At 36.5% G+C, this 26,216-nt stretch carries 28 protein-coding genes; 22 read left to right on the forward strand and 6 right to left on the reverse strand.

The window, feature by feature from the left end:
• Positions 1–63: 63 nt before the first annotated feature.
• Both DNJ75_RS15565 and DNJ75_RS15570 read right to left on the reverse strand, forming a co-directional pair.
• Positions 64–630 (reverse strand): ATP-dependent DNA helicase, encoded by a 567-nt coding sequence (locus DNJ75_RS15565; RefSeq protein WP_206609087.1) that lies wholly within the window; start codon positions 628–630, stop codon positions 64–66.
• A complete protein-coding gene (locus tag DNJ75_RS15570; RefSeq protein WP_206609088.1) occupies positions 605–1,552 on the reverse strand; it encodes a helix-hairpin-helix domain-containing protein in 948 nt (315 codons plus the stop codon). The genes DNJ75_RS15565 and DNJ75_RS15570 overlap by 26 nt, the downstream gene beginning before the upstream one ends.
• Positions 1,553–1,697: 145 nt before the next feature.
• On the opposite strand from DNJ75_RS15570, the gene DNJ75_RS03380 reads away from it, so the two are divergent.
• Together DNJ75_RS03380 and DNJ75_RS03385 are read left to right on the forward strand one after the other, a co-directional pair.
• Entirely contained in the window at positions 1,698–2,093 is a 396-nt protein-coding gene (locus DNJ75_RS03380; RefSeq protein WP_117001865.1) for a type II toxin-antitoxin system VapC family toxin, read from the forward strand.
• A gap of 1 nt (position 2,094) precedes the next feature.
• Entirely contained in the window at positions 2,095–2,322 is a 228-nt protein-coding gene (locus DNJ75_RS03385) for a hypothetical protein (RefSeq protein ID WP_117001775.1), read from the forward strand.
• 162 nt (positions 2,323–2,484) lie between these two features.
• Here the strand turns inward: DNJ75_RS03385 and DNJ75_RS03390 are convergent, their stop codons facing one another.
• Entirely contained in the window at positions 2,485–2,715 is a 231-nt protein-coding gene (locus DNJ75_RS03390) for a hypothetical protein (protein WP_117001776.1), read from the reverse strand.
• A 179-nt stretch (positions 2,716–2,894) separates the two neighbouring features.
• Between DNJ75_RS03390 and DNJ75_RS03395 the strand changes: the two genes are divergently transcribed.
• From DNJ75_RS03395 to dnaB, 4 genes are read left to right on the forward strand one after another with little or no spacing between them, the layout of a single operon-like run.
• Positions 2,895–3,860: a ParA family protein gene (locus DNJ75_RS03395; protein ID WP_117001777.1), complete on the forward strand. Its 966-nt coding sequence runs from the start codon at positions 2,895–2,897 to the stop codon at positions 3,858–3,860.
• A 4-nt stretch (positions 3,861–3,864) separates the two neighbouring features.
• Positions 3,865–5,484 (forward strand): hypothetical protein, encoded by a 1,620-nt coding sequence (locus tag DNJ75_RS03400; RefSeq protein WP_117001778.1) that lies wholly within the window; start codon positions 3,865–3,867, stop codon positions 5,482–5,484.
• Positions 5,485–5,488: 4 nt separating this feature from the next.
• Positions 5,489–6,295, forward strand: coding sequence for a DUF2786 domain-containing protein (locus DNJ75_RS03405; protein WP_117001779.1), 807 nt, complete (start codon positions 5,489–5,491; stop codon positions 6,293–6,295).
• The gene (gene dnaB, locus DNJ75_RS03410) at positions 6,292–7,650 is read left to right on the forward strand and encodes a replicative DNA helicase (protein ID WP_117001780.1); all 1,359 of its coding nucleotides are present in this window, start codon (positions 6,292–6,294) and stop codon (positions 7,648–7,650) included. The genes DNJ75_RS03405 and dnaB overlap by 4 nt, the downstream gene beginning before the upstream one ends.
• Before the next feature lie 24 nt (positions 7,651–7,674).
• On the opposite strand, the gene DNJ75_RS03415 is transcribed toward dnaB, so the two are convergent.
• The 3 genes from DNJ75_RS03415 to DNJ75_RS03425 form a co-directional block, all read right to left on the reverse strand.
• Positions 7,675–8,352, reverse strand: coding sequence for a hypothetical protein (locus tag DNJ75_RS03415; protein ID WP_117001781.1), 678 nt, complete (start codon positions 8,350–8,352; stop codon positions 7,675–7,677).
• Position 8,353: 1 nt separating this feature from the next.
• Positions 8,354–8,869, reverse strand: a complete 516-nt coding sequence (locus DNJ75_RS03420; RefSeq protein ID WP_117001782.1) for a hypothetical protein — start codon at positions 8,867–8,869, stop codon at positions 8,354–8,356.
• A 74-nt stretch (positions 8,870–8,943) separates the two neighbouring features.
• Positions 8,944–9,507: a helix-turn-helix domain-containing protein gene (locus DNJ75_RS03425; protein ID WP_150468810.1), complete on the reverse strand. Its 564-nt coding sequence runs from the start codon at positions 9,505–9,507 to the stop codon at positions 8,944–8,946.
• Positions 9,508–10,020: 513 nt separating this feature from the next.
• On the opposite strand from DNJ75_RS03425, the gene DNJ75_RS03435 reads away from it, so the two are divergent.
• From DNJ75_RS03435 to DNJ75_RS03515, 16 genes are all read left to right on the forward strand, one after another.
• Complete coding sequence (locus tag DNJ75_RS03435) at positions 10,021–10,407, forward strand: hypothetical protein (protein WP_117001785.1); 387 nt, start codon at positions 10,021–10,023, stop codon at positions 10,405–10,407.
• Positions 10,408–10,571: 164 nt separating this feature from the next.
• On the forward strand, positions 10,572–11,594 hold the full coding sequence (locus tag DNJ75_RS03445; protein WP_117001787.1) for an ATPase, T2SS/T4P/T4SS family: 1,023 nt from the start codon (positions 10,572–10,574) through the stop codon (positions 11,592–11,594).
• On the forward strand, positions 11,585–11,920 hold the full coding sequence (locus DNJ75_RS03450; RefSeq protein WP_157968183.1) for a TrbC/VirB2 family protein: 336 nt from the start codon (positions 11,585–11,587) through the stop codon (positions 11,918–11,920). The genes DNJ75_RS03445 and DNJ75_RS03450 overlap by 10 nt, the downstream gene beginning before the upstream one ends.
• Before the next feature lie 225 nt (positions 11,921–12,145).
• The gene (locus DNJ75_RS03455) at positions 12,146–12,535 is read left to right on the forward strand and encodes a VirB3 family type IV secretion system protein (RefSeq protein WP_117001789.1); all 390 of its coding nucleotides are present in this window, start codon (positions 12,146–12,148) and stop codon (positions 12,533–12,535) included.
• 16 nt (positions 12,536–12,551) lie between these two features.
• On the forward strand, positions 12,552–15,086 hold the full coding sequence (locus tag DNJ75_RS03460) for a VirB4 family type IV secretion/conjugal transfer ATPase (RefSeq protein ID WP_157968184.1): 2,535 nt from the start codon (positions 12,552–12,554) through the stop codon (positions 15,084–15,086).
• Positions 15,070–15,825: a hypothetical protein gene (locus tag DNJ75_RS03465; protein WP_117001791.1), complete on the forward strand. Its 756-nt coding sequence runs from the start codon at positions 15,070–15,072 to the stop codon at positions 15,823–15,825. Before DNJ75_RS03460 ends, DNJ75_RS03465 begins: the two co-directional genes overlap by 17 nt.
• Before the next feature lie 9 nt (positions 15,826–15,834).
• Positions 15,835–17,154, forward strand: a complete 1,320-nt coding sequence (locus DNJ75_RS03470) for a type IV secretion system protein (RefSeq protein WP_117001792.1) — start codon at positions 15,835–15,837, stop codon at positions 17,152–17,154.
• Between the two features lie 52 nt (positions 17,155–17,206).
• Entirely contained in the window at positions 17,207–18,643 is a 1,437-nt protein-coding gene (locus DNJ75_RS03475) for a hypothetical protein (protein WP_157968185.1), read from the forward strand.
• A gap of 15 nt (positions 18,644–18,658) precedes the next feature.
• Positions 18,659–19,501 carry a type IV secretion system protein gene (locus DNJ75_RS03480; RefSeq protein WP_117001794.1) on the forward strand — a complete coding sequence of 281 codons (843 nt, stop codon included), beginning with the start codon at positions 18,659–18,661 and terminating at the stop codon, positions 19,499–19,501.
• Between the two features lie 15 nt (positions 19,502–19,516).
• Positions 19,517–20,161, forward strand: coding sequence for a hypothetical protein (locus DNJ75_RS03485; RefSeq protein WP_117001795.1), 645 nt, complete (start codon positions 19,517–19,519; stop codon positions 20,159–20,161).
• Between the two features lie 18 nt (positions 20,162–20,179).
• Positions 20,180–21,208 (forward strand): TrbG/VirB9 family P-type conjugative transfer protein, encoded by a 1,029-nt coding sequence (locus DNJ75_RS03490; protein ID WP_117001796.1) that lies wholly within the window; start codon positions 20,180–20,182, stop codon positions 21,206–21,208.
• A gap of 10 nt (positions 21,209–21,218) precedes the next feature.
• Positions 21,219–22,478 carry a TrbG/VirB9 family P-type conjugative transfer protein gene (locus DNJ75_RS03495; RefSeq protein WP_117001797.1) on the forward strand — a complete coding sequence of 420 codons (1,260 nt, stop codon included), beginning with the start codon at positions 21,219–21,221 and terminating at the stop codon, positions 22,476–22,478.
• Between the two features lie 10 nt (positions 22,479–22,488).
• Positions 22,489–24,702, forward strand: coding sequence for a TrbI/VirB10 family protein (locus DNJ75_RS03500; RefSeq protein WP_117001798.1), 2,214 nt, complete (start codon positions 22,489–22,491; stop codon positions 24,700–24,702).
• 26 nt (positions 24,703–24,728) lie between these two features.
• Positions 24,729–25,340 carry a S26 family signal peptidase gene (locus tag DNJ75_RS03505; RefSeq protein ID WP_117001799.1) on the forward strand — a complete coding sequence of 204 codons (612 nt, stop codon included), beginning with the start codon at positions 24,729–24,731 and terminating at the stop codon, positions 25,338–25,340.
• Positions 25,341–25,363: 23 nt separating this feature from the next.
• On the forward strand, positions 25,364–25,834 hold the full coding sequence (locus tag DNJ75_RS03510) for a hypothetical protein (RefSeq protein ID WP_117001800.1): 471 nt from the start codon (positions 25,364–25,366) through the stop codon (positions 25,832–25,834).
• A gap of 108 nt (positions 25,835–25,942) precedes the next feature.
• On the forward strand, positions 25,943–26,215 hold the full coding sequence (locus tag DNJ75_RS03515) for a hypothetical protein (protein ID WP_117001801.1): 273 nt from the start codon (positions 25,943–25,945) through the stop codon (positions 26,213–26,215).
• Position 26,216 lies beyond the last annotated feature (1 nt).

Consider the following 26,216-nt stretch of genomic DNA (forward strand, 5'->3'; position numbering starts at 1 on the left):
ATTGCCTCTGTCAAGAAACTGCTAACCATCTTGCAACTAAAATAGGGGATAAAGTAGAAATTGTTATACATACATAATAGGCAAAATAATGTGGCTCAAATCAGGCAATTTAATTTGGCTCGTTACACTGTAATACTCAATACGCTCGGATAAGCGTGTTAAGCGGTTATTCTGTGTGACATTTCTTACAGCCATACCAATGGCCTTAGCCTCGCCTAGAAGAACCACTAGCTTCTTGCCACGTGTGACGCCAGTGTATAACAGATTTCTCTGTAATAACATGTAATGTTGCATAGCTACAGGGATAATAACTACTGGATATTCAGACCCCTGTGATTTATGAATGGACGTTGCATAAGCCAGATCAAGCTCATCCAGCTCATTAAAGTCATAAACGACTTCAACTCCCTCAAAATCCACCGTTACTTCAAGCTCAACATGATCTACTTTGCGAATTAATCCTAGATCACCGTTAAAAACCTCTTTGTCGTAGTTGTTAACGGTTTGCACAACCTTATCACCCATGCCAAACGTCCAGCCAAACTTGGTAATACTTGCCATAGGTTCTGGGTTGAGTAATTTCTGCAATTCGATGTTTAATGATTTAACGCCCAAACCACCGCGATTCATCAATCACTAAAAGATCAGTTTGCAAGGGATTTTCATCATTATGATTAAAGCTACCCTCTTTAGGGTTAAATTCTAAAAGACGATGAATAGTTTTGGCTTCAAGCCCAGTACTTTCGGACAAACGTTTAGCTGCTCTACCTGTAGGTGCACACAAGGAAACAGAGGCTTTTTTTGCACGTATAATACGGATAATACTGTTTACCACAGTGGTCTTGCCAACACCGGGACCGCCTGTAATACAAGCCACTTTGCTGTTAACTGCCATACCAACAGCATCTTTTTGTGAGGCAGATAGTTTTAAATGTGTGACCGTTTCCACCCACTTAAGTGCCTCAGGGATATTGATATCACGCCAGGGGCGCTCTGCATCTAAAAGACGGTTAATATGTCTTGCAACACCAACTTCTGCATAATAAAGCCAGTTAACATACAAACAGGGCTTGTCTTTGATTTCATCAGGAATCAGCTTTTCATCCTCAATTTCTGCGGCAATCGCCTCAATAATAATATGCTCAGGAATATCCAGCATTTCAACTGATTTACGAATCAACTCATCTTTAAAAATAGCGCAGTGCCCTTCGGTATTCATCTCTTGAATGACATGGACAACACCCGCTCTGGCTCTAATGATTGATTGAGAACCAATACCGAGCTTTGAAGCAAGATCATCAGCGGTTTTAAAGCCAATGCCGTGAATATCATTTGCCAGACGATAGGGATTTTTGGTGATTTTATCGATCGAGTCATCACCATAGGTTTTATAAATACGTGTTGCGCGTGAAGTCCCGATGCCATGAGATTGTAAAAACACCATGATTTCTCGCACTGCTTTTTGTTCATCCCAGGCAGAAGTGATTTTAGCAACACGCTTAGAACCAATGCCCTCAAGCTCAAGCAGCTTTTCAGGGGTCTGCTCAATCACATCAAATAGTAGAATATATTATAATTTTTTATACATCACGTAAAGTTGGAAGATTTTTACATTAACTACGTACAAAAGTACATATTTGACATTTAGATATTTGAATAGTACACTTGTACTTAATAAAATCTTTGAGAATATTAATTTGAAACTAATTGCCGACACATCAGTTATCATTGCAGTAATAACAAGTGAACATACAAAATCACAATTACTTGAATTAACATCTGGATATGAGTTGTATGCTCCTGCATCTATTCATTGGGAAATTGGCAATGCCATATCTGCAATGTATAAAAGGAAAAGCATTGGTAATAGAGATGGCTGTTTTATACTAAGCGAATACTCAAAAATACCAATCTCAACTGTTGGTATTAATATAGCAGAAGCATTAAGGATAGCCTATAACTTCAATATGTACGCTTATGATGCTTACATGCTTCAATGTGCTATTGAACAAAAAGCTGAACTCATCACACTTGATAAAAAATTAGTCGAAATTTCAAAAAAAATGAATATCAAAACAATTGAGGTAAATTAAGATGAAAGCATATAGCACCAGTGAATTTAGATCACACCTTGCAGAAGCACTAAAAATAGCTAAATCAGACGGCATTGTTAAAATATATAACAAGCGAGGCGATGAATTTACACTAACCCCATTGAAAAAGACAACTTCGCCATTTGTAAACGTCAATACCATTAATTTGAAAAATATTGATACTAAAGAAATTTTAGCTGCTATTAATGAAAGTCGAGAGCATCGTTAAAAATTCAATTTTTCATAACTGTAGTCGTCAACCCATGTAATTATTCAAAATTTAGCTTTGATTTATAACACGGAAACTTTACACATACACAAGCTTATAACTTCGTTGTTACAGAAAATTTAAAAAATGGGTAGTCAAACGATGGTTTCAATACACAACTTTTTATGGTGCTCTGCCCTTTTCATCGACGCTATCAATTCTTCTGACTAATTCCTTAACCGCTATTTTGACCATTGCGGTATTACCTGATTGTTTTGCTTGTCTGTAACATCGCGCTATTACTTCAATCAAACCAGTGTCTGACAACTTTTGTTCGCTGCCTACACTATCGAGCAACAATTGATAGTCACGCTCACGTTTGGCTTTCATTCTTTGGGTGCTTGATTTGGACATATAATTTTTATCCTCTTTCATCGTCACTGTGACATGATATAAATGTTAAAGAAAAAATTCTCAATATCAATAATAATTTTGTTGAAAATTACTATTACGCAAAAATTGAAATATTATAATTTGACTTTCAACGAATTTATGTTAAATTCTAAATATGTGTTAAAACAAAGGATTTTACAATGCACTTAAAACTTGCTCAACTCTCTGAAATAACAGGAATAAAAAGACATACTTTAAATGCTAGACTTAATAATTTATACAATAAAAATGAACTCCACAGGACGGCAGGGAACCAAATATTATTAACCCCTGAACAATCAAAAAATTTAATACATGATAAATTATGTTTTGAAGAAGGAAAAATAATATACATCGGTAATTTAAAAGGTGGTGTAGGAAAAACAACATTATCATTTTTGCTAGCAGACACTCTAAGTTCAATAGGAATAAAAACATGTATGATTGACTTAGATGTACAAGCAAATCTAACCAATCAATTTACTACAATACCACCTAATCAGCCTGTTTTTTATGACATTATACATGGAGCTAAAAAAGTTCATGAATGCATCGTTAATATAAGAACTCACTTAGACCTAATCCCCTCATCTCTTAAAAATAGTTTAATTGAAAAAGAGTTGGCATTACAATCACCAAAGCATTATCTGACTTGGTTCAACAAGCTATGCTTAAAATACTTAAGAAGTAATTATGATGTAATAATAGTTGATACACCACCAAGTCTTACTACACTAAATTCAGTATTCTCTCTATCTCTAACTGACTTCGATAACATTATCATCCCTGTTAATCCTGAAGAATTTTCAATAATGGGAGTCCAAATGTTTCTTGAAGATATTAATGACATTAGATCATCATATGAGGTCAAAAAAGATCCAAGTATTACCATTATGATGAACCGATTTTTTCAAAATCAAAAAACAAACCTAGAAATACTTTTGAAAATGGGAAATCTCTTTGGACAATCGTTATCTGAAAGTGTTATTAAGGACAGTGCCAAGCTTCGTGAAATGATTAATGAAAAATTATCAATATCTGAAGTTAAAAAAGGAAAGGATGTATATGAAACTGTCCGAGACTTATTAGTTGAGTTAAATATACTAGCACGGATCAACGAGGACTAATGGTATGTCACTTAAGCTTCAAGATTTATTGAAAACAGCAAAAAGCAAAGGATATTTAGCTAAAGATGATCAAACTTCAAAAGAATCAGTTGTAAAGCCATGGCAATCAGGAAATCTTAATCCTTTAAACAATGCAGATACAATACCGACACAAAAGGTAAACAATACAGATACAATACCGACACAAAAGGTAAACAATGCAGACACAATACCGACACAAAAGGTAAACAATGCAGACACAATGCCGACACAAAAGGTAAACAATGCAGACACAATACCGACACAAAAGGTAAACAATGCAGACACAATACCGACACAAAAGCTAAACAATGCAGACACAATGCCGACACAAAAGGTAAACAATGCAGACACAATACCGACACAAAAGCTAAACAATGCAGATACAATACCGACACAAAAGGTAAACAATGCAGACACAATACCGACACAAAAGGTAAACAATGCAGACACAATACCGACACAAAAGGTAAACAATGCAGACACAATACCGACACAAAAGGTAAACAATGCAGACACAATGTCGACGCAAGGAATTTCATATTTTAAACTAGTCGGTGGTCAAAAAGAGATTGTTGAATGGATATATGAGAATATCAAAACTAATAAGCAAAAATACACCAGTAGGCTAGCATTTCAAGACATCGTATCTAATGTAAACATTACTTCAAACAGTGTTAAAACAACAGTTCATCGGTTACTGAAAAAATTAGTTTTGCTTAAAGTAGATGAAAAGCGTGGAAGAAATGGTTGGATGATATTTTCATTAAATGATTCTGTTTATAAAGAACTAGAGTTACTGGATAAAGGTACACAATCATCTAACCAGAAAGATAAAAAGTCTCTATATAATAGTAATACTACTAATACTATAAACAAATATAGTAGCGACACAGAAGAACAAAAACCAACCAATACCCAGAATGATCAGTTAATCGAACTAATCAAACAGCAAAATGATAAAATAGCCGAACTCCAAAAACAATTTTTACAACAGGCTGCACAAGTTCAACCTGAAATAAAAAACGTCACTGTGATAGAGCCAACCGAAAACAACACCCTTGAATCAGACAATGACGACTGGGCTAACCTTGATTTTTCATCATTAACTGAATTTGGATTTACCAAGCGTCATGTTACCCAGATTAAAAACTTTAATAAAAACTTAGATGCTGATAACCAACTAACTGTCGATAGCGTCCAAGAGTCTATTGAGCATTATGCTTGGGCTTTACAAAACCGTTTAGAGGAAATGGCAAGCTATGCTCCTGCTAATAATCGCTTACGTGGATTGATAGGGGTGCTGAAAAAGGGTGGCAACTGGACGGAAGCTAATTACAAATCACCTGAAGATTTAGCGTTTGAAGCGTCATTGAAAGCAAAAGAAGAACGCTTACTTAAACTTAAAGAGCAAAAAGAGCGTGTATTTAACATTGAATTTGAACTCTGGCGTGAATCTTTAACTGCAACTGAACTTACTGACATTGAGGAAAATGGCGAACTTCAAGGCAAGATGCCACCCTCAGCTTTCAAGAATAAGGGTGACAACAAGCACTATGTAGCCGCGTTGAAAACGTACTTTAAAAACAACGTCTACAAGGGATAATAGTATGACAAATGATAAAATAAATCAAACTGAGAAAACTGACAAAACTAACAAATTAGACAAATTAGACAAACAAAAAGACAAAATCAGAAAATTGCTTGAATTATCCTTATCAGATAATGAAAACGAAGCCAGTATTGCTTTAAAACAAGCGATGTCATTGATGAACGCGCATAATATTACTAAAGATGAAGTGTATGGGCAAAATATGGCAAATAAAATCATTACAACACCTTATTACCGTATCCCTGATTGGTATGTAACGCTACATAATACGATGGCAAAGGTATCAGGCTGCTTTTCTGTGTATTGCAATGGTGATTCTTATGATGATACATTTGGCTATATTCAAATAACAGGACGACAACGTGACGTTGATAATGCGGAATATTTAATTGTTTTTCTAAGTCGAGAGATTGAGAAAAGCGTAAATCAATATAAAGCTCAGTTGAAAAAAAGAAACATTAAAACGCAAATTGCATCACGAGTAAAAGCCTATCGTATGGGTTTTATCAGCAAAATTTATAACAAGATGTATGAATGTCAAAACCAGTTTTTCAGTCGTGCCAATACTGAAAACGAAACAGATCAATCAAAAGGCAGTGAGATTATTTGTATTGATATAGCATCAAGAATTAATGATGCTAGAACTTACTATACCAATGTTTTAGGTCAGACATTTTACAGGGCATCTTCTCAAGCAAGGTATTTAAACAACTCAATGAATGACGGCTCAAAGGCAGCCGAACAGTTATCAATTAATCAGGCAGTGAATCAGCAAGAATCAATCAAAGGGTTGGGGATATTATGATGAACACCAATCCAGTTAATACTAATAAGCTTAATAATGACAGCTCATTATCAGCCGAAAGATCAGTGATTGGCTCATTGATCTTAGATAACGATGTCTATGACCGTATTAGTGATATATTAACACCACAGGATTTTTTCACCCCTGCACACAAGATTGTCTATCAACATATTCAAAAAATGGCAAACGAGGGTAGGGCATACGATTTAGTCACACTTTTTGATTCCTTGCAAAGTGAAGACTTAGGTGAGTTAGCAGGGGGATTACATTACTTAGCTGAAATCGCAAAAGATACACCCACGACAGTTAATGCTAAAGCCTACGCTGAGATTGTCAGAAACAAAGCCATTAAACGCAAACTGTCCAAAGCACTGCTTGAAGCTAATGAGATGTTACAGGGGCAAGGCTTATCTGAGGAAGATGTTTTAGATAAAGTTGAGCAAGCGGTTTTAATGGTACGTCAAGATATAGACAGTGGTGATAATGATTTTATTTCGGCTAAGGCAGTGATTCCACAAATCATTGATTACCTTGATGAGCTTTCTGATAGTGATGGTTTAGCAGGTCTACCAACTGGCTTTATTGATTTAGATAATAAGCTATGCGGCTTACGTGAAGAACAACTGATTATTGTCGCAGGTCGTCCGGCAATGGGTAAAACAACCTTTGCGATGAATATAGCTGAAGCGGTGTTAACACAAACAGATAAATCGGTTTTAGTGTTTTCAATGGAAATGTCAGCTAAGGATATTATGATGCGTATGGCATCATCATTAGGAATGTTGCCATTTTCAAGAATACGATCAGCACAACTAGAAGATGACGACTGGGCTAAATTAACCTTGGCATTTACCAAAGTGGAAAACATGAAATTATCGATTGTTGATAAAGCAGCGTTGACACCAACAGAAGTAAAACACAAGGCACGCAAATTCAAACGTGAAAATCCAGACTTAGGTTTGATCGTGATTGATTACTTGCAACTTATGCAAAGCCCTGCGTATCAAAATAACCGTAACCTTGAAATATCCAACATATCAGGGCAGTTAAAAGCGTTAGCCAAAGAACTTAAAGTACCTGTGATCGCTTTGTCTCAATTGAATCGTGGTGTTGAAGATCGTGCAATTAAAAAACCGATGATGCGTGATTTAAGGGATTCAGGAAGTATTGAGCAAGATGCTGATGTGATTATGTTTGTCCATCGTGAGGAAGTGTATAAGCCTGATGATTCAGAGTTAAAAGGCTTAGCAGATATTGTAATTGGCAAGCAAAGAAATGGTGAAATAGGTGATGTTGGCTTGATGTTTAGAGGTGAATTTTGTAAGTTTGCTAATAGAGAGTATAGGTTTTATTAGGAGATAGAAAAAACTGGTCATATTTCATGAACTCATATACTTATTTGAGCGGGATGATTTTTTATAAAAAGAAATAAAAATTTGCACCAGTAAAGCATATATTACGACTAAAATCATATTTAAGAAAAGTCCTGTGAATATTTTTTCCCACTGATCATCAAAGGATTTTAACATTTGATGATCAAGGATTATATTATGAGTAATAAGAATAATCGATACAGAGAAAATGGTAGATACTGCAAAATTTTTAATTTTCTTTAATAAAGTTGTAAAAATGATTACTTCAACAATAGCTGTAACCAATGAAGCGATTATCCCATTATGCCATAATTTAGGGAGTTGTACCGCAATGTGATTGATAGCAAGAGTATTATGTAAATCTTCGATATCATTTGCTGTAAAGTTAGGTATTATCGTTTGACTAGCAAAATATATGACATAAGAAAATATACCATCACATAAAGTAGCTGTAATAATAACTATAATTGCTATATATCTTCCTTTCATAAATGCAATCATATCTGATAATGCATATGTTGAAGAAAATATAGTTGACGATGCCATCGACATAAATGAATGACCAAAAAATGATATTTCTATAGTCCTGAAAAACAATGGATCACAAGCTAGTTTTAGCGTCATATACAAAAGTAATGTTAAAATATAGTAAAATTCTTTCGATTTTGATAATATTTTAATCATATTATTTAATTACTCTCAATTTTGGTGATATATTTGGGTTTACTTTTAACTGGCGCTTCATTGCGTTTAAAATAGTTATATAGTCATTATTATCTAATTTTGCAAATATATGTTTATTTGATATTATTTCTAACCAATGACTATTTTCTGATATACCATTAGCAACAACCATGAAATGATCTGGTGAGTTTGATTTTTTCAGAAATACCTGACAGTTATCATGCGGTTCATTCAATAAAATATATCTTATGATATTTATCAATTGATCTTTATCGAGAGCATAAATATTTCTTGAGGTTATAAAATCAATTATATTGTACTCGTTAATTTCATCAAAAACTTTATGTTTTATAATATTTATACCATCAACTTCATCAAAGTAGATAGAGCTTTCTTTTAATTGAAAAGAAAGTAGCTTCAGCGATAATTTATGAAGCATGAGTCCAAATATACTCATAAAATATCGATAGCCATCCAAGATAGTCTTGGCTTTATGATTGTTAACAGATTTGTTCAATTTACACCCCAATACATTATTTGACAAAAGTATTATATAGGTTTAAAGATGTATTATATAGAGTTTATTTTGTTCTATAAGTGTATTGAAATGCACTTGCCAATAAGTGTGGCGTTCGCTAGATTTATCTCAAGATGATTGTTTTTAAACAAGGTTATTTTATAATCCACTATATGATGTAAGTTTTTATACTTCACTAAACATATATCATTAAGCTTCAGTAAAGATATATTTTCCATTGGTATAAATAGAGCTTTTGTACCTTCTTGCAATGAACTTTTAGCAATTGATTCTGTGATTATAATAAAGAATGAATCTTCATTGGCATCCATATCAATATGGAATAGTTCTTCTTTATTTTTATAGGACTCTATTGTATATACTGGGATTTTATGACCTTGTTTTGAGATCCCATCTAAGTAATATAAAGGTAAGTTTAGCTTAGTTTCGATTTGACGCGCATTGCTTTCATTTAATGTTGTTTTTCCTGACATAACTAAACTTAATTTTGACGGATCTATCCCACTTAATTCAGATAATTTTTTAAGAGAATTAATGCTATATTCTTTCATGACATTCCTTAATATATCAGAACGTTTTTTAAATATATTATCTAAAATATTTTTTTGTGCCGTCATAATGTTATATCTATATGTTGGTTGTGTTTAATATCTATAGGATTATACATTATTAGCAGTAAACTCACCACAAGAGTGTGTTTAAGCAATTTGAAATGTTTTTTAAAAATTAAAAATGTTGAATTTACAATTTATTTTATAGTGATATAATGTAAAAAGTTTAAATAACATATCCTCTTTCCATGCTTAACCTTGATGCATCTTTAAATTATTACTCCATGATAGTGGATGATATATCAGGAAGTAAGTGTGCACTATTAAATAAGCTTACTGTTATTTCAGCAATTGAAGAATTTAAATTATCAATCAATAATAATAATAAGACTGAGGCATTGCCAGTGATTAGAAGAAGTATACTTTTAAGCGTTGATTTAATGACTTCTAGTTCATTGTACTTTTCATTTTATCCTGTCTTGTTGTGGTCAATATTAGCTAGATTGTTGCGCATTAAGATAAATAGTATTACAAAAATTTATATAACGCATACAGCCTAACCTAGTAAAAGAAAACAATATGAAAAACACAAACACTAAAAAAATAACACTATTAACCACTCTGGTAGCATCAACTATGTTATTAGGCTGTGCTTCAACAAACTTCGATGAAGTAGAGCGTGGTTATATCACTAGCTTAATGGGCGCTAAGCTTCTGCCGACTAAAGCGGACAAGGTAAAGCTGTTTTACAAAGATCAGCCTAATCAAACCTTGCCATGCAAGAAGTACGACACAATCGGTAGTGTGATTGTAAATACTTATGATTCGTTCATTGGCTTAGATAGATCAGAAGATTCAATCGATAATTATTTAAAAGAGGGTGGTGCGAGTTTAGGTGCAGATGCTGTGATTAATATTTCAGAAGTAGATCAGCAGCAAACTGGTTACGCCATTAAATGTAAATAATTGGAAAATGGATAGTAAGTCGAATAAAAATGCAAAGTAAGATAAATTTGATGTATTTAACAATTCTTATGAGCCTAGTCATATGGTGATTTATGGTTCAACTGGCACAGGCAAAACCACTTTGTTAATCGATTTATTTGAGATAACTAAAAAGGTAAATTTCAATGACTAATGATAATGACATTGTGTTATTAAAGGAAATTCTGGGCAATGAAATTATGTCTGCATTTGCCGATGAGAATATCTTTGAAATCATCGTAAATTCTGATGGCAGATTAATTGTTGAGGATAACACTGGTAAACATCATATTGCCGATTTAGAGCCTGTAAGAATCCGTAACGCTATTTCTGTTATTTGTCAGGTGACAAATCAATATGTTTCTAAGAAAAATTCTGATGTTTCTTTAGAGCTGCCTAAAATTGCACCGTTTAATGGAGCCAGAGCGCAGCTTTTAATCCCACCTACGGTTAAAGCAGCGTCAATGACGATTCGCAAACATAATGTTGTATCGCTTACTTTGCATGATGCACTTTCATCTGAGGTTATTGATGGTGATGTTTTTAACATTCTGAAAGAAGCCATTAGCAGTTATCGCAATATTATTATTTGCGGTAAAGCGCAAAGTGGCAAGACAACTTTAGTAAGAGCAATGCTCAATAGCTTAAAGGAGTTTTCCAATCACAAAGACCGTATTTTAATCTTGGAAGAAACAAGAGAAATTGAATTAGATGTTGAGGACAAAGAATATTTACAAACGACCCAAGGAATTAGGACAATGACTGATCTTGCCAGTAAGACCGTTAGAATGCGCGGGAATCGACTTATTGTTGGTGAGGTAAGGGATGAATCAGCATATGGCATGTTACAAGTGTGGAATACAGGGTGCCCTGGTGGTATTTCAACACTCCATGCTAACTCACCTGAAACTACACCGCAACGTTTAGTAGACTTATGCTCGCCAGTGTCATCACAACCGCATGCTTTAATTGCTATTGCAGTTGATCTTATTGTTTTTATTGAACATGACAGCACAGTCAAAGCAGGGCGCAGAGTAAAAAAGGTTGTTGAATTAGTAGACTACGATTCAATAAATCAAAAGTTTAATTTCAACACGTTATATCAATCAAACAAAAATAATCAAAATAACCAAAGTAATACAACACAATGGAGTCAATTATGCGTCTAACTCAAATTCTTAAAAAGTCAGTCAATAAAGTGTCACTGAGCTACTTTTCACTGATGTCATTTGCTTTGTCAGCTAATGCAACTTCAGTTGGTGGATCATATCCGTGGGATGCCTTTATGCAGAAAATCGTTACTGACCTTCAATCTAACTTTGCCATTTTTCTTGGCATTGTTGGTTTAGTTGTTTGTGGTGGCTTTGTGATGTTTGGTGATTTACAAGGTGGCGCACGTAAAGCCTTTAATATTGGGCTTGGTTTGTCCATTATGCTGAATGTTGGCACGGTTTTAAGTGCATTGTTTGGTGCGAGTGGTGCTGTCATTCATTAAGGTTTTTACGATGAATTATTTAGGCGCACATTTTCAAAGCATTCAATCATTTACCATCGTGGAATTTATCCTTTTGATGTTATTTGACTGTCCTGTTGTAATTGGTGGATTAAAAGGAACTATTCGGCAATTATTTCATATCTGACTTTTTTCCTTGCGGTCATCTTTAACTTGGTTGTGATGATCACCTTATGTGTAATGAATATAAATTAACTTGGAGCATCTATGTCGCAAGAAAACTATTCAATACCTTTTAGAAAATCACTAAATGTTCGAGTGGTCATTTTAGGTGTTGAACGTAGATTATTCTATTTTGAACTGATTTTAATTTTAAGCATGGTGAGCGCAACACGTTTTAGTTTCTACCTCTGGTATGTGCCATTAGCTGCACTGTTTTTACATGGGTTTTTTATGTATGCAACCAAAGCTGACCCGATCATCACCAGTGTCTTTCGTAGAACATGGCGTAATCGTTCTAGTTGGATAAGACCGAACTATCACCCATCACAGCCAACAATGGGCTATGAGCCACCTAATAGAGTATTAAGCTCATTTCCTGATGTTGATGATGTTAAAGTTGGCAAAAAAGCCATTAGCAGCCGATTTAAAAAATAAGTACTTAAGGTGTATCATGTTGAATTATGACTTTAAACTATTGCGCAGAATCATGTACGGCAAGGCATCTGCAACAGATAAGCTTTGCTATGCGATGATTGTCGGTGATAATGATGTTGTTATGAACAAAGACGGCTCATTAGCCATGAGTTTTCGTTTCTTTGGTGATGACATACAAGTGATCAGTGAGTTACGCAAGGCTCAAATTTGTTTGCGTTATAGTCAAGGGGCAGCAAAGCACTGGCATGATAATCTGATGATTGAGACTAACTTTATGCGCTCACAAGCTAAAGATAATTTAAGCAATGGCGAGTTTCCTGACGCAGTGTCCGAGTTAATTAATATTGAACGCACCTTACAATTTCAAGAAGCAGGGAAAGTTTACGAGTCAGAGAGCTACTTTACCTTTACAGCAAAAGAGCCACCAGAGATAAGCACGGGTATTAAAAACTTAATGTACGAATCTGATGATGAGATTGTCGAACGCACACTCGATCAGATGGTCGCAAGTTTTAAATCTAACTTACATCAATTTCTTTCTTTTGTCAGTTACGGCAGAACAAATCAGTTTGAATTACTCAAAGGCGATGCGTTAACCACTTATCTTAATTCAACCATAACAGGTGATATGCGGACAATCAAAGCGCCAAGTCATAAATATTTTTTGGATAGCTACTTAGCTTATAATGACTTTTTAGCAGGTCATCAACCGGTGATTAATGGCAAACATGTTAAGGTAATTGCTGTTGATGCTTTGCCGAATGATGTGTATCCGATGCTAATGAATGAATTAAGCAAGATGTCTATGGAGTTTAGATACAACACACGCTTTTACCTCTTATCAAAAAATGAGGCGGCTGTTTACCTAAAAAGATTACAACGCACATGGTCATCTAAGGCAATTGGTATTTGGGGAATCCTAGTAAACGCAATGGGTGGCAATCCCAAAAAAAACGAGGTAGCCGAAGCCAATAATTTTGAAGTTCAAGGTTGCATTGCTGAAAATGAATCCAAAGAAGTAAAATTCGGTTGGTATAACATGAATTTCATTTTAATGGATAGTGACAAGGAAAAATTAAACCAGTCAGCACATGACTTGATTACAACCTTACAGAACTATGATCTTGTGTTAAGAGAGGAGACAATCAATACTACGGAAGCCTATTTGGGCTCGTTGCCGTCTCATGGTGGCTATAATGTTAGAGTCACCTTAATGGATTCTAACCTTTGGTCTTATACTTTGCCTTTATCGGCAATTTATGCCGGTGAAAAATACAATCCAAATCCATATTATCCTCAACATTCAGCGCCATTGATGTATGCCTTAACAGATCAAAACAACATATATCGTTTTAATAACTGTGTTAAAGATGTCGGACATACCGATATTGTGGGTCCAACAGGTTCAGGCAAAACAACACTCTTGAATCTTTTTATCGCGCAACACCGTAAATATCCTAGCTCACGCCAAATTGTTTTAGACTGCAATAATTCATCTTACATCTGTATCTTGGCTATGGGTGGCAGATACATCAATGTTGATGATGATGGAAACTATTCAACTGATGATAGCGCAAACAGTCAATTTTCACTGTTTGATGGCATTGAAAGCAACACACAAAAAGAAATAATTATAGATTGGCTGATTCACACTTTCGAGCAAAGTGGCGTAAATATGGATGTAGAGCAGCGTATCGAGGTCAGAGACGCAGTAGAGCGTATCACATATCTTAAACCGTCAATGCGTAGATTTAGCAATCTTACTTTTGATACGCCAGAGCTAAGAGAGGTATTCCAAGAATTAAGACAAACAATATTTGGCAACCTTATCGATGGCACAGAGGACTTTTTAGGTTCCAATAATCTGTTGGGTGTTGAGATAGGTAAACTCGTTAATATTTTACCACCAAAATATTTACAGCCCTTGGTCTTATTGTTGATTTATCGCTTGACTAAAATGTTTGAAGATCGAGTGCCAACGCTCTTGATTTTAGATGAAGCATGGTTGTTTTTAGATGCGCCTATTTTTGCTGCCAAAATTAAAGAATGGCTAAAAACTTTACGTAAGATGAATGTATCTGTTGTGTTTGCAACACAAAGTTTAAATGACAAAAAAACATCGCCTATTTCGCCTGTATTGGTGGAGTCATGTCCGACCAAGATATATCTACCTAACCGTGATATTATCGGCAACAAGAAAATCTTAGAGCAATATATTTCTTTTGGTTTGACCGAAGAAGAATGTTATCAGGTCGCGAATGCTACGCCTAAGCAGCACTACATGATTAAACAGCCTAACAGCTCAAGAGTGATTGATTTTAATGTGGGTGAGCTTGCCTTGCAGTTTATCTCACTGGATAAAGAAGAAGATCGCAAGCTGTTTCTTAAGCACTATAAAGCCAATGATCAGCGCTATCTTGTTGACTATCTTAATGAGAAAGGACTGCCAGACGCAGCGAACTTGATTGCTAATATTCTTAACGAGAAAACAGACAACTCAAAAGTATTAGGAGCGCTAGAAAGTGAGGTGTGTGATGTTAAGAATCATTAAGCCAATAGCGATAGTAGCGGCTTGCACATTATTAAATAATTTTGGTTATGGTTGGTATATTGTTCATGATCCAATGAGCTATCTTGAGCTGCTTAAAGAAGCCAGTAATACTGAGACACAAATTAATAATCAAAAAACTCAAATCGGCAATCAAGTAAGGAATATTCAAAATCAACTACAAACCATAAGCAACCAAGAGCGTATGCTAAAGGATAACCCCATAACGAGAATTAGTGATTATGCTGCTATCTCTGACCAGGCTAACCAAGCAGCGCAAGTAGGTACGTCAATTGGCTATGAAACCATAGACTTAGCGAGCAAGTTTCAACAGAAATTTGGGAAGAAACAGCAAAATCAAACCTATCAGCAGTACAGTAATAACATGCTACAAACACAAGTAGATACCGCACAAGGCACTTTACAAGCAACACAAGTGCAAATGAATGATATGAAAAATCAATCTCAGAATATGAGTCAGATTGCTAACAACAATAACAGTTTAGACGGAACAAAGGCTGAATTACAAGGCATCAGTCAAATGTTAAATGCAAATGGGACACAGCTTCAGGCGATAGAACAATTGCAAGCCCAGTCTAATGCACAGCAAGCCGCTTCGATTGCAGCGGTAGCAGCGAAAGAGCTACAGGGAAATCAGGCAGACCAAGACTTGTTTAATTATTCTGTTGACTACCCAACGTATGCCGATAACGCGCAACTTTCAAAGATACCAAGTATTTAGGAGCAAGACATGAGCCTTTGGGGAAACAACTCGCTAGATAATATTGATATTCAGTTTTTGAATGCCTTTGTTAGTGATGCGAATACCTTTGTTCACGCTGGGATGAATTTAGGTTACTTTTTAGCATTAATGAGTATATTAATTTCGGTTGGCATGATGATGTTAAGAGGTGAAGAAACGCATGCAATGTTTTCTAAGATTATTCAGTCTGGTCTTTTATTTGGGTTGATGTTTGGCTTAATTGAGTATGGCGGTCAATGGATACCTGAGATTTTAAATGGCTTCATTTACGTTGGTCAGCAGGCATCTGGCATGCAATCAGTCAGTCCATCAAGTGTTTTTGATCAAGGTTGGTATATTGCTGGGCATATCATTCAAGGCGCCAACAATGCAGGGATGTTTCATATTGTTGCGGCATTAACTGCGGTTATTTCTGCTTTTTTCATTATTATTGTTTACGGATTTATTGCCGGTTCTTTGTGTGTTCTACTGGTTAAGGCATACGCGCTTGTATTGGTTGGGCCATTAGTGTTCGCATTAGGTAATTTAGATGTCACCAGAAGCACCGTTCATAATTATGTGCAAAAAATTATCGGCATGGGTTTTAACCTTGTTATGTTTTACATTCTAGTTGGTGTTGGGATTAAGCTAGGAAACCACTGGGCGGATGTAATTAAAAATGGTGGATTCTTAGATTTATCGGTTTTCATAATGATTATTGGTGGTTTGATTGTTTTTTATCTCATTATGCAAAACGTACCCTCATTTATTGCAACCATTTCAGGTGCGGGCGGTTTTAGAGATTACGGACAGGCTGCCGTAGCAGCAGCAATGACAGGTGCTGCTGTTATGGGTCAAACGTATATGAAAGCAATGACAATGGGTAAAGGCGGTATTGCAGGGGCGGGTATGGCAACAAGAGCTGCGGTATCTGCGGGAAAAGGTGCAGCAGCAGGCTGGAATGCTGGTGGCGCTACACCTGGTGCTTTATCATCTGGAATAGGTAGTGCAGGTGGTGCGTTTCAGAGTTTTATGAATTCACCTGCTCAAAAATCTGCGGCAACGCCAAACACAGGATCATTGCTTAAAGGATATAACGCAGCTAAATATGGTGGAGCAGTTGCGGCAAAAACAGGCGCTCAAATGGCGCATGCCGCTACGCAAGGTGTTGGTGGGATGCTTAATAATCCTGTTGGACGTGCTGCAACAAGAGTCATGGGTGGATTAACGGGTGCAGCGGCAGGGCTTGGTAAGCATGTGACTCAACATGGCGTTCAACCTAAGATGCAACAGGCTGCGGACATTTTTAAAGGCAATAAACCAAAATAGAAAAAAGATAGGGATAATAAGCATGTCACATCAATTATCACAAGCATTTGGTTTGTATCAATTACAAGAGCTAGGATTATTTATCTCATGGCTTTGGATGCACAGCTTAGGTTTAATTACATACTCAAGCATTATGAGTGGTATTAGTTCGATGGGGTGGTGGTCATTATTGGTTTATTTGCCGGTACTTTGGATTTTAGCATTAATGGCAGGACACCCAAAAGCAGTCTATGCATTTTGTTTTGATATGTTAAAAGGTTTATATGCTTGGATATTCCATCACTATAAGCCTAATAAATTTTATGGTTTAGGAAGTCGCTTACCCTTATTAATTCAGCTACGAATTAAATATTTTTCAAGCTATCGTGGTGAAACGCGTTCACTCACATTTGATTTATGGCTTATTGCCTTGGGGTTAATGTTTTTAATATGGGTCATTCCGTTTCCTTTTGGCAAGTTTATTTTATATTTTATCTTGATTTGTATTTTGGCGGTGTATTGTTCACAGGTGATGAGGTATGGGTATATGAGACCGTCACTAATATTATCTGGTATCATATTTTCTCATGCGGCGCTGTATTACAATTTACATTTTGGTTTTATCCTGCAACCTCACCAAAAAGAGTTGTGGTTTATTACGGTTAACCCAACAGATTACGTCATTGATTTTAGTAGAATATATTTTGCAATTATGCTTTTCTTCAGTTACCTAGGGCTGTTTAAATATTTATCAAACTTTATACATCATTGGTTATTGCCTAAATCATTCTTCCCTGATTTTTACGAAAGACAAGCGGGGTATCAAGCATTTGGACTTATAAAAGTTACTGAGTTGACCGATAGAGAGTTGAGATTTTGGAATACCCAGCCGGAATATTTGTTTGATACGTTCTTGTTTTCTATACCGGTCTTTATTGTGGGTATTGTTATTCAATTACCTGTGATGCTTATTTTAGGTCTATTGTACCCTTTCTTTTGTGCATTACGGTTACATTCGCTACATCGTAAATTACTCAATATAGTCCAGATAGTTCCAACTAAAAAAATTGTAAATCGCTTTGTTGGCGAGTGGCGCTTAGACCCATCTATTGATGGCGAAAACGCATCTGAAAAAGTGATTAACCAGAGGTTTGATAATTTTTTAATCTATGTTAGAGAGAATTTGCAAGAAGATGAAGTTAAGTTAAAGGAGTTGTTACTATGCAAATTCCCTGATTTGCAGCAGTTGAAAATAACTCAGTTTGAGGAAGATAAACAAGAGGTTGTAGCACAGTCTGATGATATTGCTATAAAGCAATCGTTCCCTGTTATTAAGCTAGAAGATATACAGGCAGCTTTAGCAGAGTTCGAATGCAGCCTTGAATCAATCAAAATGATTAAAGGAAGATTCAATACACATGCGATCTCAGAATCCATCCACCGAGCGAGAAACCACGATGGAGACATCACCCAGAAACGGCGAATTTTATTTCAAACATTAGAGTCCTAGAGGAGTAAAAAAAACATGACATCAAAGACCGAATTGCGCCCTGAAAACGGGGGAAATGGCGAGAACAAGCCAAAAAGCAATCAAAATGCGCTAAAAGCAGGTAAAGAAAAACTGCAAAAATTAAAGGAATTATACGAGCAAAAAAAAGCAGATAAAGAAGCGGTGATTGATTCACTGGATAAAGCATCAACCAAAGATGAAGCTTTAAAAGGGCGTTTGATTTTTGAGAAGATTTATGACAATCGCACCAAGCAGATGAAGTTATTGATTATTGCCGTTGTTGTGCTGTCAATCTATGCGATTTGCAGCTTGTTTATCATGCGTAATTTAGCTTATGACGCTAAGGTTTTACCATATATTGTCAGAGTTGATGGTAATAACAGAATATTGAGCATTGATGAAGCTAAGTCCTCTAATTTTGATCAAATGAAGCCTTATTACACGATTAAGCTTATTCATGATTTTATTCGTAATGCTCGATCTGTGTATGTTGATGGTGATTTAAATTATGCTGACATGAAAAGCGCGAGTGCCTATACCACAGGAGCTGCAACTAAAGTTTACCAACAGTATATTGAAAAATTAAATCCGAATGCGCTTGTTCATCAAAAGCAGGAATCGATTGATGTTGTAATTAATAATACGATTGACGGATTAAATGGCGTTGCGAATACCGTTCAAGTGATTTGGACTGAAATTAGACGTAATGCCAATACAGGCGAGATTATCTCACAAGATCAGTATACAGGTGTCTTTAGTTATCAATGGATGGGAACGCCAAAGGCAGCCAATGTGAGCGCTTTGAACCCAATTGGCTTCTATATTACTAATATTTCATGGTCAAAAAATAGCAATTAAAAAGTAGGTAGGGTGATGATGATCAAACGTAAAACAAAGCAAATTATTCAAGTTGCTGTAGTGGCTGGTTGTATTAGTACAGTAACGCTTTTATTGCCAAATATCGTAAATGCCGAAAGGCAAGATATGGCTGTGAATGGGGTGTTTAATCAAGAGTATATGGGATATCAGACGGCATTAAACCATAACAATTTTTTAATGGTTAATGGTGGCTTTAGTGTTTTTGGTACGCCTAGTGGTGCTAATAGCAGTAGCCAGATCCCTTTAGCATTAAATATCGGTGGTGGTCAGCGATCTAAGTTAACAGATCGCATTTATTTGGGATATGAGCTTGCGCTTGGGCACTTGGGGTCTCAAAAGGTCACAACAAATGACAGCCACACTATGCATCAGTTTGAGTTAAGCGCTGTCGCTACGGGTACATTCTTTTTCAATCCTTACTTGGAAATGCACCTTAAAGGTGGTTTAGGATATCAGTTAAATTTGGGTTCACCCTCTGCAATGAAAGGCGTTAATGTCGTACTGGGTGCAGGAAGTGGTTTCTATATCAATAGTGATAATGTTGTTACGGCTGATTTAACCTATTACAGCGGCAGCAATGCGTTAGATTCAGCACAGCGTTTCACAACAATAACTGTGGGCATTAGCCATTATTTTTAAGGTGAGGGGTTAGTTAGAATGAAAACAAACAAATTACGATTTATAAAAGATAAAAAAGCCTTTAGCATAACGACAAACGTTGCATTAGGTGGCGCACTACTCATGTTGTCAGGTTGTGCTTCGATGAATCAAAATGCACCACTTGATTACCATCATCTGGATTATGTGCCATCGGATAGTGCTGCACTTTTAAATCAAGCCAATCAAGATGAGCAAAGCGTGAGTTTAATAACGCCAAGTTATAACTATTTTTCAGCAACAGGTTTTGCTAATTCCAAAGATATTGCTAAGGCGTTTGAACTGTATAAAACCAAAGGGATCATGTCACCCATCGTTGGTACTGGGTTTATCACAGAGCCATTTGATGCATATAGCAGAACCATTATTTCATGCTCACCGAATCAATCGGCAGAAATCATGCTTGAAGCAGGGGAGAAAATACAGGGCGTTCATATTGATAATGCTGGTAATTGGGAAATATCACAAATGAAAACAGGCGCAGTAAATGGCTCGATTATGTTGATTATCACCCCTAAAAACCTTGATGATTCAACTAACCTCACGATTGCAACAGATATGCGTACTTATAGTATTGGCTTGGTGTCACATAAAGCGGTTGTGCCGATTATTAATTTTTGGTATCCAGACCAGATTGAGGCAGACTACAGCCAACAAATCCAAGCAGCACAATCACAAAAAGAGCGCCTGCTATCTAATACGGTTTCAACAACGAATGACTATGCAGAGCTTGATCATTTGAATTTTAATTATCAGGTCAAATCCCTTGGTCAGCCATTAGAGAATATGCCTAAAAATATCTATTCGGATGGCAAGCAGATGGTGTTTGACTGGTCAGGTTTAAACGCAGATAACTTACCAGAGGTACACGCTTATCTATTGGGTAAAGATCGTGTGATGAAGTCTAAATATTCAACGCCTTATTTGTATGTTGCGGGTGTATACCCCAAAGTCACAGTGACATTTAAAGATATGCCGCAAAGCAAGCTTGAAATCACTAATGACTCATTAAACAAAGTAACAGGTTGAGGTGATCGTGATGTTAAATAAAAATAAACTCAAGCTATTTAAATCAATCATTATTACGCTGGCACTTTGGTGTATCACATTACTTGAAAAGGTCATATTTAGCACCAAATGGCTGATCAATAAAGCCAAGATATCACCTAAAATATTCTTTGGTTTAATGCTTATTGTCGTTGCTGTTATTGTCACTTTTTTTACTTTCCTTTCACTGTCACGATATCATCAAGTAACAGGAGCGCAGAAAGACCCAACACTAACACATGATGCAACCTTTTCTACTGTTGATGCTGCCCCTCAAAAAATAAAGGTGAGTCAATCGGTAATTACGCACGATGATTTATCTGGCAGCACTCAGACTCAAGGGAGCCAAAAGACGAGTGATAACGCCTATCTTAAAGCATCTGAAGATTTGGCACAAAAATACAATGAGCAAATCGAAGGTATTGAACAAGAAAATGCCAAACAGAAAGAAGTTGTTGCTAAGGCAAAAGATAAAGAAAAAAGCTTATATGATCTATATTCAGCCTATCTAAACAGCAATGTTAAAAACACACAGAGTAAGTTTGTAAAGATTGTTAGCTATGACGCTAACAGCAGACCACTGATTCAGTTCGCACCGATGCAAACTGGGATGATTAATCTACAACAAGGCGAACGCGTCACGAATATCTCTTTAGGTGACACCTCGCGCTGGCTTGTGACCCAAAGTTATGTAGGCAGCACTAAGCAAGGTCACGTTATCATCCTGATTAAGCCAACGACACCGAACATCGTAACAAATCTTGTGATTATCACCAATAAGCGTATTTACAATTTTAATATTACATCACAAGCCAATGTCTTTACACCTGATGTCAGATTCCTGTATCCCAGTGATGCCACACAAGCCTTTGTATCAGGTAACAACAGCGATAGCAGTAATCTATTTGCAGCAGATAATAATACAGCAATGAATTCACTGAACCCAAATACTCAAACCGTTATTAATGCAACAAGGTTGCGTAGTAATTACAGTGTCGCTGGTGATACCCCTGATTGGATGCCGGCACGTATTTTTGATGATGGTACACATACGATGATTGCTTTTCCACCGATGACTGATCGGGTTAATTTGCCTGTGCTTTTTGTCTACATCAACGGTCAACCATCGATGGTTAATTATCGCTACCATCGCCCTTACATGATTATAGATCGACTATTCCAACACGCTGAGTTGGTCAGTGGCAAAGGGGATAATCGCGAGGCGGTTCAAATTTACAATAATAATCATTAAGGAGTAGACGATGTACGGTGGTCTTGATAAAAACAACAAGCAGCTAAAAAAGAGCAAACTGCTTGATAAAAAAAATGCAAAAGAGAGTGAAAAAGCAAAAAATGGAAAAAAAGTAAGTAAAGACAATCCTGAAATAGCAGAGAATCAACATCGTATTCCTAAAGGCGCAGGATTTAAAAACACGTTCTATATCTTTGTGATGGGGCTAGTGCTTGGGCTTGTGGTTATGGTGTTTGCCTTTTTAGAATTATCGCACAAGGACGAGCAACCTTTTTCGGTTGCAGATAATCCAGACCAAGACCCATCAGCTAAACCGTCAAGCTTGATCCATTATTTAGATAGTCAACCAACACAGGAAAACCTTTTAGGTGGTGCGGGTAATTATGTGATCAACAGCAGTGAATTTGAGGGTATCAGTTTTGGTGGTCACAAACTGGGTGAGGGGGATTACATCTTGAAAAATGGCAAGCTTTATACCATTGGCAAAAATGGTAAGTTACACCTGGTAACAAAACCACCTAAAGAGGGTGTGTTGGCGTATGAAGATGGGCAAAAAATGATGTACCACAATGGTCACTGGGTGGCAGTCGCTGATGGTGACATGCAGGCAGGGCAGTATGTTGTCCACAATGGCAAATTATACAAGGTGGGCAAAGATGGTCAGCTTATTCCTTATGATGGAAAACTACATAATGGTGATGTTGTTTGGAAGCATGGCAAGAAATATATGTATGAAAACGGTCAGCTTGTTCCTTATTCGGATTCAGGTTTGGATACCACTTCATTAACTGGTCCCCAAGCGGGGGATTTGGTGATGAAAGATGGCAAGCTCTATAAAATGGGAGCTGATGGCAAGTTGCATCTTTTTCACGGTACACCTAAAGAGGGTCAAATCATCTGGAAAAACGGCAAAGCGTATATTGTTGGTAAAGATGGCAAACTCAAGCCACTTGAAAATGGTTACCAACGTGTGATTAATGGCAAGCCTTATGTCTATGAAAATGGCAAATGGGTACCACTGGCGGCCAAAGGATTAAAGCCTAGCGATTTAATCGAAAAAGATGGCAAGTATTATCAGGTCGGACCTGATGGCAAGCTATATCCTTATAACGAGTCATTAAAAGCAGGGCAGATTGTTTGGAAAAATGGCAAGCCTTATCTTGTTGATAAAGATGGCAATCTTACTGCTTTAAAAGATGGGCAAACCTTTACCGGTGCAGATGGTAAAAAGTATCGCTATGTTAACGGTCATCTTGAAGAAGTGACTAATGATGACAGTAGTAAGTCACCATCAACTAATAATGGTGGATTAAGCTTTTCAAGCGGCAGTGATAGCGACAAAGCGTTGCTTAAAGCCTATTCATCAGAAATCTTAGCAGCTAACACCAATACAGCAGTTATCCCAAGTGATAAAACAGGGCAAAATATCGATGGTCAAATGGGACGTATTAATGGAGCCCCTAATGCGAATAATGCGGCTTTAAATAGTCAGATTAGCGCATACTCAAGTGAGTATGATCAGGCAAATGCTCAAGCCGAAAAATCAACCTTTTTAAATGGTGGTCATCATGCCGCAAAACCATTGCCATTAGATGAAATAAAGCCAGCAACACCTTATACGGTAACAGCAGGGTCAATTATTCCCGCAACGCTTGTTTCAGGGATTGATTCTGATTTGCCAGGACCCATTAAAGCAACGGTGAGTCAAAATGTTTATGATTCAGTGACAGGCAATTATCTATTGATTCCACAAGGCTCAGTGCTAAATGGTGTCTATGATTCAAACGTCAGCTATGGTCAAACCAGAGTGATGATGGTTTGGTCGTCTATTACTTTCCCTGATGGCAATACGGTTAATTTAGGGGGAATGCCCGGCGCTGATTTACAAGGGTATATGGGTAGCATGGATTTAGTAGATAACCACTACATGAAAGTATTTGGCTCTGCTCTATTGTTTAGTCTATTTGGTGCAGATTCTCAGTTAACACAACCAAGCAATAGCAGTGGCCAAGGTCCAACAACCTCACAAGTTGTTTACGCGGCAGTCGGTCAGCAGTTAACACAGACGGCACAGGCTTATTTGCAAAAAGACCTAAACATTCAACCGACACTTAAAATAAGACCGGGCAATAATTTTCAGGTGTTTGTCACACGCAACCTTTCCTTTAAAGGACCTTATCAGTTTGCGAATCAAATGCCAAGCAATGCAGTATTAAGCAATTAATACTAAAAAGCTAGGGATAATAAACCATGATTAAAATGAGTAATACAGTTAAACCAAGCAAGTATAACCATAAAAAAATGATCTGTTTTTGTCTTGTGATTGCTTTGCCTATGCTTGTTTTGTGGCTAGTGGTTTATCCCTATCTTAAATCATGCGGTTACATCATTAATGTTACACCATCAATGCCTTATGGTCTGTACAAAGAGGTGAGCTTTAAAGCTAATCAATCTGAGCATATCAATATTGGCTCAATTGTACTTTCGTGCTTACCCGATCAGGCAGCAAAAGTAGCTGTAAATAATGGTTATTTAGTTCATAGCTCACGTTGTGAAAATGGCTTCGAGCCAGTATTAAAAGAAGTTATTGCCGTATCAGGCGATAAGGTATTTTTGCACCAGGGCAGTATTAAGGTTGTTACAGATAAGGGCAAAATCGCTTTTTATCAGGCACCTGTTTTGCGCATAAGCCCGTCAGGATTAAAGGTACCGAGTTTGATTAAGGAAAACCATTTTAGCTTAACAAATCAAGTGTGGCTGTATGGTAGTTACGATTACCAATTGTCTTGGGATTCTCGATACTTTGGAACTGTTAACATGCAGGAAGTGATTGGGTTAATGGAACCAATATTGACGTTTTAACTAAAAAAGGATTAGGAGCATTTATGAATACGTACACTAAACAAAACGATCATACAGTGATCACTGATCAGCGAGTGGATTTTGTTGGTTGCCATCACATTGAGTCAGAAGACGGTTTGTCTGTGTGCGCGAATATGGAAAGCACAATCGCGTTGTTAAATGAAAAAATTGAAGTCTTGCAAGCGAAAGGATTTGAGGTGGTGAGTGTATCCCCTGTGATTAGTGGCACGTCAACCTATGGACAGTTTCCAGTTGCTCATCAACAGCCTCAAAGACAAGGTTTTATCTCACATTTTATTGATGCTTGCACTGAAACAAGGCGACAAAAGAAGCTTAAAAAATCAAACAATCCTCAGCATGGGAAAAATATGGGCGCTAGCCATTTGTTACAAGCGCAGTCATCATTAGGTATTCCTTACAGCATGGGTTTTAGCTATACGCAAGGGTTTACTATTTTTTCCAAAAAAACAGTAAGAAATTTGAGTGGGGAATGAAAAACATTAAAAAAAACTTGGATTCCAGATAGCACTGGTTTTTCCCAGTAAGCCAAAGAATAGAAAAAAAATAGAAAAGAATAAAGCAAAAACAAGGAGTTTATTATTATGAAGCGTCAATTATCCATCACGCAACATATCAAAGTATTATCAGGTGGGATTTTATGTTCCACAATCTTAATTTCGGGGTGTCAAGCAGCGCCTGTTAGTAGTGCCGATTTAAAAGCATGCGCTAATAAGGGCACAAAATCGTGTATGGTAACCTTTAAAAAGGCACAAGATTATTGCAGCAATTTAATGTCTCAAGGTAAGGATGGTAAAGAAAAGGCTGAAAGTAGTGATGTCTGTAAAACACTTATACAAGTAGAGTGGGGTGAGTGAT

Source organism: Cysteiniphilum litorale, assembly GCF_003428165.1.
Taxonomy (GTDB): Bacteria; Pseudomonadota; Gammaproteobacteria; order Francisellales; family Francisellaceae; genus Caedibacter; species Caedibacter litoralis.

Coding starts and splice junctions, on each gene's coding strand:
- dnaB (WP_117001780.1), top strand. CDS start 6,292: ATGATGAACACCAATCCAGTTAATACTAATAAGCTTAATAATGACAGC.
- DNJ75_RS03425 (WP_150468810.1), bottom strand. CDS start 9,507: ATGACGGCACAAAAAAATATTTTAGATAATATATTTAAAAAACGTTCT.
- DNJ75_RS03395 (WP_117001777.1), top strand. CDS start 2,895: ATGCACTTAAAACTTGCTCAACTCTCTGAAATAACAGGAATAAAAAGA.
- DNJ75_RS03465 (WP_117001791.1), top strand. CDS start 15,070: ATGTTAAGAATCATTAAGCCAATAGCGATAGTAGCGGCTTGCACATTA.
- DNJ75_RS03445 (WP_117001787.1), top strand. CDS start 10,572: ATGACTAATGATAATGACATTGTGTTATTAAAGGAAATTCTGGGCAAT.
- DNJ75_RS15565 (WP_206609087.1), bottom strand. CDS start 630: ATGAATCGCGGTGGTTTGGGCGTTAAATCATTAAACATCGAATTGCAG.
- DNJ75_RS03490 (WP_117001796.1), top strand. CDS start 20,180: ATGAAAACAAACAAATTACGATTTATAAAAGATAAAAAAGCCTTTAGC.
- DNJ75_RS03415 (WP_117001781.1), bottom strand. CDS start 8,352: ATGATTAAAATATTATCAAAATCGAAAGAATTTTACTATATTTTAACA.
- DNJ75_RS03455 (WP_117001789.1), top strand. CDS start 12,146: ATGTCGCAAGAAAACTATTCAATACCTTTTAGAAAATCACTAAATGTT.
- DNJ75_RS03385 (WP_117001775.1), top strand. CDS start 2,095: ATGAAAGCATATAGCACCAGTGAATTTAGATCACACCTTGCAGAAGCA.
- DNJ75_RS03505 (WP_117001799.1), top strand. CDS start 24,729: ATGATTAAAATGAGTAATACAGTTAAACCAAGCAAGTATAACCATAAA.
- DNJ75_RS03495 (WP_117001797.1), top strand. CDS start 21,219: ATGTTAAATAAAAATAAACTCAAGCTATTTAAATCAATCATTATTACG.
- DNJ75_RS03400 (WP_117001778.1), top strand. CDS start 3,865: ATGTCACTTAAGCTTCAAGATTTATTGAAAACAGCAAAAAGCAAAGGA.
- DNJ75_RS03390 (WP_117001776.1), bottom strand. CDS start 2,715: ATGTCCAAATCAAGCACCCAAAGAATGAAAGCCAAACGTGAGCGTGAC.
- DNJ75_RS03460 (WP_157968184.1), top strand. CDS start 12,552: ATGTTGAATTATGACTTTAAACTATTGCGCAGAATCATGTACGGCAAG.
- DNJ75_RS03515 (WP_117001801.1), top strand. CDS start 25,943: ATGAAGCGTCAATTATCCATCACGCAACATATCAAAGTATTATCAGGT.
- DNJ75_RS03500 (WP_117001798.1), top strand. CDS start 22,489: ATGTACGGTGGTCTTGATAAAAACAACAAGCAGCTAAAAAAGAGCAAA.
- DNJ75_RS03405 (WP_117001779.1), top strand. CDS start 5,489: ATGACAAATGATAAAATAAATCAAACTGAGAAAACTGACAAAACTAAC.
- DNJ75_RS03435 (WP_117001785.1), top strand. CDS start 10,021: ATGAAAAACACAAACACTAAAAAAATAACACTATTAACCACTCTGGTA.
- DNJ75_RS03480 (WP_117001794.1), top strand. CDS start 18,659: ATGACATCAAAGACCGAATTGCGCCCTGAAAACGGGGGAAATGGCGAG.
- DNJ75_RS03450 (WP_157968183.1), top strand. CDS start 11,585: ATGCGTCTAACTCAAATTCTTAAAAAGTCAGTCAATAAAGTGTCACTG.
- DNJ75_RS03470 (WP_117001792.1), top strand. CDS start 15,835: ATGAGCCTTTGGGGAAACAACTCGCTAGATAATATTGATATTCAGTTT.
- DNJ75_RS03510 (WP_117001800.1), top strand. CDS start 25,364: ATGAATACGTACACTAAACAAAACGATCATACAGTGATCACTGATCAG.
- DNJ75_RS03485 (WP_117001795.1), top strand. CDS start 19,517: ATGATGATCAAACGTAAAACAAAGCAAATTATTCAAGTTGCTGTAGTG.